The sequence below is a fragment of the Pectobacterium artocarpous genome (assembly GCF_046159765.1).
In the GTDB taxonomy this organism is placed as follows: Bacteria; Pseudomonadota; Gammaproteobacteria; order Enterobacterales; family Enterobacteriaceae; genus Pectobacterium.
The window spans coordinates 160,905-166,904 of record NZ_JBJXVK010000008.1 but is presented as its reverse complement, the minus strand read 5'-3'; the positions used below and the strand labels follow the sequence as shown (position 1 = coordinate 166,904).

Here is a 6,000-nt window from a genome sequence, read left to right as displayed (position 1 = left end):
GCCTGAGCGACCACCTTTAATCGGATGGCAATTACACAGAATTATTTACAGGGTCCCGAAATGGGTTTACCCTCATAGCAACTATTTTATCCCTTATTCGCGATCGCCCTCAGGCATTTCAAGCACCATCAGCAGAAAAGCATATTCCAACGCGATGTCATCATAACGCTTGAAACGACCGGATTTTCCGCCGTGCCCGGCATCCATGTCGGTGTACAACAGCACCAGACGATCGTCCGTTTTGACTTCCCGCAATTTCGCCACCCATTTCGCAGGTTCCCAATACTGCACCTGAGAATCGTGTAACCCAGTCGTCACCAGCAAATGTGGATAACACTGTGCGATAACGCCGTCATAGGGGCTGTATTGTTTGATGTAGTCATAGTAGGTTTGCTCATTCGGATCGCCCCACTCGTCATATTCGCCAGTCGTTAATGGGATAGACTCATCCAGCATCGTCGTCAATACATCAACAAAAGGTACCTGAGCGACAACGCCTTTAAACAGTTCAGGCGCCATATTCACTACCGCGCCCATCAATAATCCTCCCGCACTGCCCCCCATTGCGAACATGTTTTTCCTGTCGCCATAACCTTTTTCTATCAATGCCTGCGACACATCGATGAAATCCGTGAAGGAGTGCATTTTATTGAGCAACCGACCATCGTCGTACCACTGTTGCCCCAGTTCACCTCCGCCACGAATGTGCGTTAAGGCGAAGACGAACCCTCTGTCCAGCAGGCTCAAACGGCTAACGCTAAAATCCGGATCCATGCTATGGCTATAAGCGCCGTAGCCGTAAACCAGTATCGGGTTCTTACCTGGGCTGAAATGATCGCGATGGTAAACAAGAGAAACGGGAACCTCGACGCCATCTCGAACCGTGATCCACAAACGTTCACTCCGGTAATTGTCCGAAGAGAAATCTTTCACTTCAGCTTGTTTAAGTAACCGCTGTTCGCCCGAATCCAGATTCAATTCATACTGCGTACCAGGGGTTGTCATTGATGAATAGCCATACCGCATCAATGCCGTGTCTGGCGTCGGGTTGTAAGACAGCCATGTCACATAGCTCGCGTCATTAAAGGCAATCGTTTTTTCTTCTTGAGTATGCCAGTGAATCTGGCGCAGGCTGGTCAAACCGCGTTCCCGTTCTTCGACCACCAGCCAGTCTCGAAACAGTTCAAACCCTTCCAGCACGCGATTTTCACGTGGTGCAATCAGCGTTTCCAGCGTTTGCTCATCAGGTTTGTCCGAACGGTAGAGGCCAAAATTTTTGCCTTCCCGATTAGAACGCAGATAAAACTGGCCCTGATAGTGATCGATACCATATTCATGATCTTTCCGGCGTGGAATGCATACCTGCGGAACGGCATCCGGTCGTGTCGCATCAAGCAATAACACTTCCGTCGTCGTCGTGCTACTGAGATAAATGATGATGTAGTGCTCTGATGTCGTTTTACTCAGGTTGACATAATAGGTGTCGTCTTTCTCTTCATACACCAGTTCATCCTGCGCCGGATCGCTCCCCAAACGATGACGATAGACCTGATATGGCAATAACGTTTGCTCATGCTTGCGCACGTAATACAGAACTGTCGAATCCGCAGACCATTCCGCCCCCACCGTAACATTTTCGATCACATCTGGTAGCCACTCACTGCTGCTCAGATCGCGAAAACGAAGTGTGTACTGCCGACGGGATAAAAAATCCTCCGACAATGCCAGCAGTGCATTATTCGGGCTAACTTCAAGCGCGCCGAGGCTATAAAATTCGTGCCCTTCCGCTCGTTGATTCCCGTCCAGAAGCGTTTCCCACACGTCTGTTGCCTGCTCGGGCTGGCGCAGATAGATAGCGTACTCTTTACCCGGCTCATAGCGACTTTGATAACGATAACCCTTTCTGACATACGGCACAGACATATCCGTTGACGGGATGCGCTTAGCCATTTCGTCATACAGCGACCGTTTGCGCGCCTCATGAGGCGCCATGATCGCTTCGCTATAGGCGTTTTCCTGCTCCAGATAGGCCAGTACTTGCGGATCGGCACGCTGGTCATCACGCAGCCAGTAATAATTGTCGATACGCGTATCACCATGGGTGCTCATCACATGGGGGCGTTTTTCAGCTTGCGGTGTCTTCATCGCGTCGGATCTCGTTGTCTTAACATAAAATTTTCACTCTGCACGAAGAGTGGCACGATTGCCCAGCAATGCCAAGTCATCGCCTTATCTCTTGGTGCGCTTTTGCGCACCGCCTTCCAATGCACGCCCTCTTTAATGCGCACGCAAACGTTTTCGTTTATACTGCGGCCATTTTTCACAACCCGATCAGGTATAAGGTTATGTTAACGATTGGAACCGCCTTGCGTGCGGATGCCACACGAGTGATGCTACTTGGCTCCGGTGAATTAGGCAAAGAAGTGGCGATTGAGTGTCAGCGCTTGGGAATCGAAGTGATTGCTGTTGATCGCTATGCCGATGCTCCCGCCATGCAGGTTGCGCACCGCAGCCACGTCATCAATATGTTGGATGGCGATGCATTAAAAGCGTTGGTTGAAGCCGAACGCCCTGATTATATCGTGCCGGAAATTGAAGCCATCGCAACCGACATGTTGGTAACGCTGGAAAAGCAGGGTCACCATGTTGTTCCTTGTGCCGAAGCGACGCGCCTGACGATGAATCGTGAAGGCATCCGTCGTCTGGCGGCTGAAACTCTCGGCGTTCCCACTTCCACCTACCGTTTTGCCGACAGCGAAGAGAACTTTCGTCAGGCAGTAGATGCGATTGGCTATCCTTGTATTGTTAAGCCGGTCATGAGTTCCTCTGGCAAAGGGCAAAGCCTGATTCGCTCCGCGGAGCAGTTAGATCAGGCGTGGAGCTACGCCCAACAGGGGGGACGTGCAGGCGGCGGACGTGTCATCGTGGAAGAACTGGTTAATTTTGATTTTGAGATCACCTTACTGACCATCCATGCGGTTGACGGTATTCATTTCTGTGCGCCAATCGGCCACAGACAGGAAGACGGCGACTATCGCGAATCCTGGCAGCCACAGCAGATGAGTGCGCTGGCGCAGGAACGCGCACAGAAGATGGCCAGCGATGTCGTGAAAGCGCTCGGCGGCTATGGCCTGTTCGGCGTTGAACTGTTCGTCTGCGGCGATGAGGTGATTTTCAGCGAAGTCTCCCCTCGCCCGCACGATACCGGCATGGTGACGATGATTTCTCAGGATCTGTCCGAGTTTGCACTGCACGTTCGCGCGTTTCTGGGGTTACCGATTGGCGCAGTTCGTCAATATGGCGCATCGGCTTCCGCTGTAATTTTACCGGAACTCGATAGCAATAATGTGCGCTATCAGGGGCTGGAAAGCGCGCTACTCCCTCATACGCAAATTCGCCTGTTTGGTAAGCCGGATATCGGCGGTAAACGTCGCATGGGCGTCGCATTAGCCAGCGCAGAAACCACGGACGATGCCGTGACAATCGCCAAGCGCGTCGCGGCAGGTGTAAAAGTTAGCGGCTGATACGTTCTGCTACTGACTGGGTCAAGTTAAACGCCACTGACGGGGTTCTGTCCCCCTGCACAAAAAACGCAAGAGCGTTTTTCAACGCCGCTTGCGACGGCCCACAGGGTGAAGGACAAGGATGCCCGTCGTAAAAAAGGCCACTCACTACGAGTGGCCTGTATCATTCAGTCACGAGCACACTTAGGCTTTTGCACCTGCAACGGCTTCACGCGCCAATTCGGTAATACGCGCGTAATCACCGCTTTCCAGCGCATCGTTCGGCACCAGCCATGAACCACCCACGCACAGCACGCTTTTCAGCGCCAGATAGTCGCGGTAGTTATTTGGCGTAATACCACCGGTCGGACAGAAACGGATCTGAGCAAACGGACCCGCGATCGCCTGGAGCGCTTTCACGCCGCCGTTAGCTTCCGCTGGGAAGAATTTGAACTCACGCAGGCCGTAATCCATACCCAACATCAGTTCAGATACCGTGCTGATACCTGGAATCAACGGGATGTTGCCTGCCGTCGCGGCTTTCAGCAACGGTTCGGTCAAGCCGGGGCTGATGGCGAACTGGGCACCCGCTTCCACGACCGCAGCCAGTTGCTCAGGGTTGGTCACCGTACCTGCACCCACGATGGCTTCTGGTACTTCTTTCGCAATCGCGCGGATCGCGTCGATGGCACAGTCGGTACGCAATGTCAGTTCCAGAACGCGAACGCCGCCCGAGACTAACGCTTTTGCCATCGGCACCGCGTGTTCCAGTTTGTTGACTACAATAACAGGAACAACGGGACCCGTTGTCAAAATCTGTTCCGCGCTCGTTTTCCAGTTTTTCATCAAAAGTTATCTCCAGTCATGCCCAAAGGCATCATTAATTATATAGCGCGCCCCTGCCACAGGGATCTGCGTCACCGCAGATGTCCGACCGCACCGTTAGCCATACATTAAAAACTGTAGGATGCCGAACATGCTCGGCATCTCAATTACTGACTTATTATCAAAGAATTACTCAAACTCATTCCAGGAACGGCCATCGCGGGTAATCATCGCCACGGATGCCACTGGCCCCCAGCTTCCAGCCTGATACGGTTTCGGCGCATCATTGTCCATCGCCCACGCCTCCATGATGGAATCCACCCATTTCCAGGCTTCTTCCACCTCATCACGACGGACGAACAGTGCCTGAATACCACGCATGGTTTCCAGCAGCAGACGCTCATAAGCATCGGCCAAATGCTGCTGATTAAAAGTTTCGGAGAAGCTTAGATCCAGTTTCACCGTTTGCAGGCGGTGTTTGTGCTCTAATCCCGGGATTTTATTCAGAATCTGGATTTCTACACCTTCATCAGGCTGCAAACGAATGATCAGCTTGTTCTGCGGCAACTGTTGGTAAGAATCGTGGAACAGATTCAGCGCAGGGTTCTTAAAGTACACGACGACTTCTGAACATTTGGTCGGCAGACGTTTACCGGTACGCAGGTAGAACGGCACGCCGGACCAGCGCCAGTCATCAATATCGACACGAATCGCGACAAAGGTTTCCGTGCTGCTGATTTTATTCGCGCCTTCTTCTTCCAGATAGCCCGGCACTTTATGTCCCTGAACAAAACCAGAAGTATATTGGCCACGTACGGTCGTTTCATGCACGTTGGAACGATCGATACGACGCAGTGAACGGAGCACTTTCACTTTTTCATCACGGATACGGTCGGTCGTCAGGTCAGATGGCGGTGACATCGCAATCATCGTCAGAATCTGCAACAGATGGTTTTGGATCATGTCGCGCATCTGGCCCGCTTTATCAAAATAGCCCCAGCGCCCTTCAATCCCGACTTCTTCAGCTACCGTAATCTGCACATGGTCGATCGTCCGGTTATCCCAGTTTGAGGAGAACAGCGAGTTGGCAAAACGCAGCGCCAGCAGATTCAGTACGGTTTCTTTACCCAGATAGTGGTCGATACGATAAACCTGACACTCGTTGAAGTATTCTGCGACCTGATCGTTAATAACGCGGGAAGACGTCAGATCGGTACCCAGAGGCTTTTCCATCACCACGCGCGCCGGCTCTTTATTCAGCCCTGCGGTTCCAAGCCCTTTGCAGATCGCTCCAAATGTGCTCGGCGGCATCGCAAAATAGTTGATAGTGGTACGGTTTTTCTGGTCAAGCATCTTGCCCAGCTTGTTGAACGCTTTCGTGTCTTCCACGTCAAGATTGCAGAAATCCAGCCGACTGCTTAGCGTTTCCCACAACTTATCGTCGATGGCTTCTTTCATAAAGGTGTCAAGTGCTTCGTGCACGACGCGGGTATACTCCGCTTTATCCCAATCTGCGCGGCCCACCCCGATAATTTTGGTGTCCGCATGGATGTGGCCTGCTTTTTCCAACTGGTACAGGGAAGGCAGCAATTTACGGCGCGCCAGATCGCCCTTGGCACCGAAAATAACCAGATCGCACGCTTGGGCTGTTGAAGTTACCGCCATGTTCATC

Annotated in this window: 4 protein-coding genes; 1 reads left to right on the top strand and 3 read right to left on the bottom strand. The window is 52.2% G+C overall.

Annotated features, from left to right (window positions below):
* Positions 1-93 precede the first annotated feature (93 nt).
* Complete coding sequence (locus ACKQAD_RS07550) at positions 94-2,145, bottom strand: S9 family peptidase (RefSeq protein WP_409159574.1); 2,052 nt, start codon at positions 2,143-2,145, stop codon at positions 94-96.
* Between the two features lie 200 nt (positions 2,146-2,345).
* Here ACKQAD_RS07550 and purT point away from each other — a divergent pair, with 200 nt between their 5' ends.
* Positions 2,346-3,524 (top strand): formate-dependent phosphoribosylglycinamide formyltransferase, encoded by a 1,179-nt coding sequence (gene purT / locus ACKQAD_RS07545; RefSeq protein WP_409159573.1) that lies wholly within the window; start codon positions 2,346-2,348, stop codon positions 3,522-3,524.
* A 183-nt stretch (positions 3,525-3,707) separates the two neighbouring features.
* On the opposite strand, the gene ACKQAD_RS07540 is transcribed toward purT, so the two are convergent.
* Complete coding sequence (locus ACKQAD_RS07540; RefSeq protein ID WP_409159572.1) at positions 3,708-4,349, bottom strand: bifunctional 4-hydroxy-2-oxoglutarate aldolase/2-dehydro-3-deoxy-phosphogluconate aldolase; 642 nt, start codon at positions 4,347-4,349, stop codon at positions 3,708-3,710.
* 168 nt (positions 4,350-4,517) lie between these two features.
* A complete protein-coding gene (gene zwf, locus ACKQAD_RS07535; protein ID WP_409159571.1) occupies positions 4,518-5,993 on the bottom strand; it encodes a glucose-6-phosphate dehydrogenase in 1,476 nt (491 codons plus the stop codon).
* Positions 5,994-6,000 lie beyond the last annotated feature (7 nt).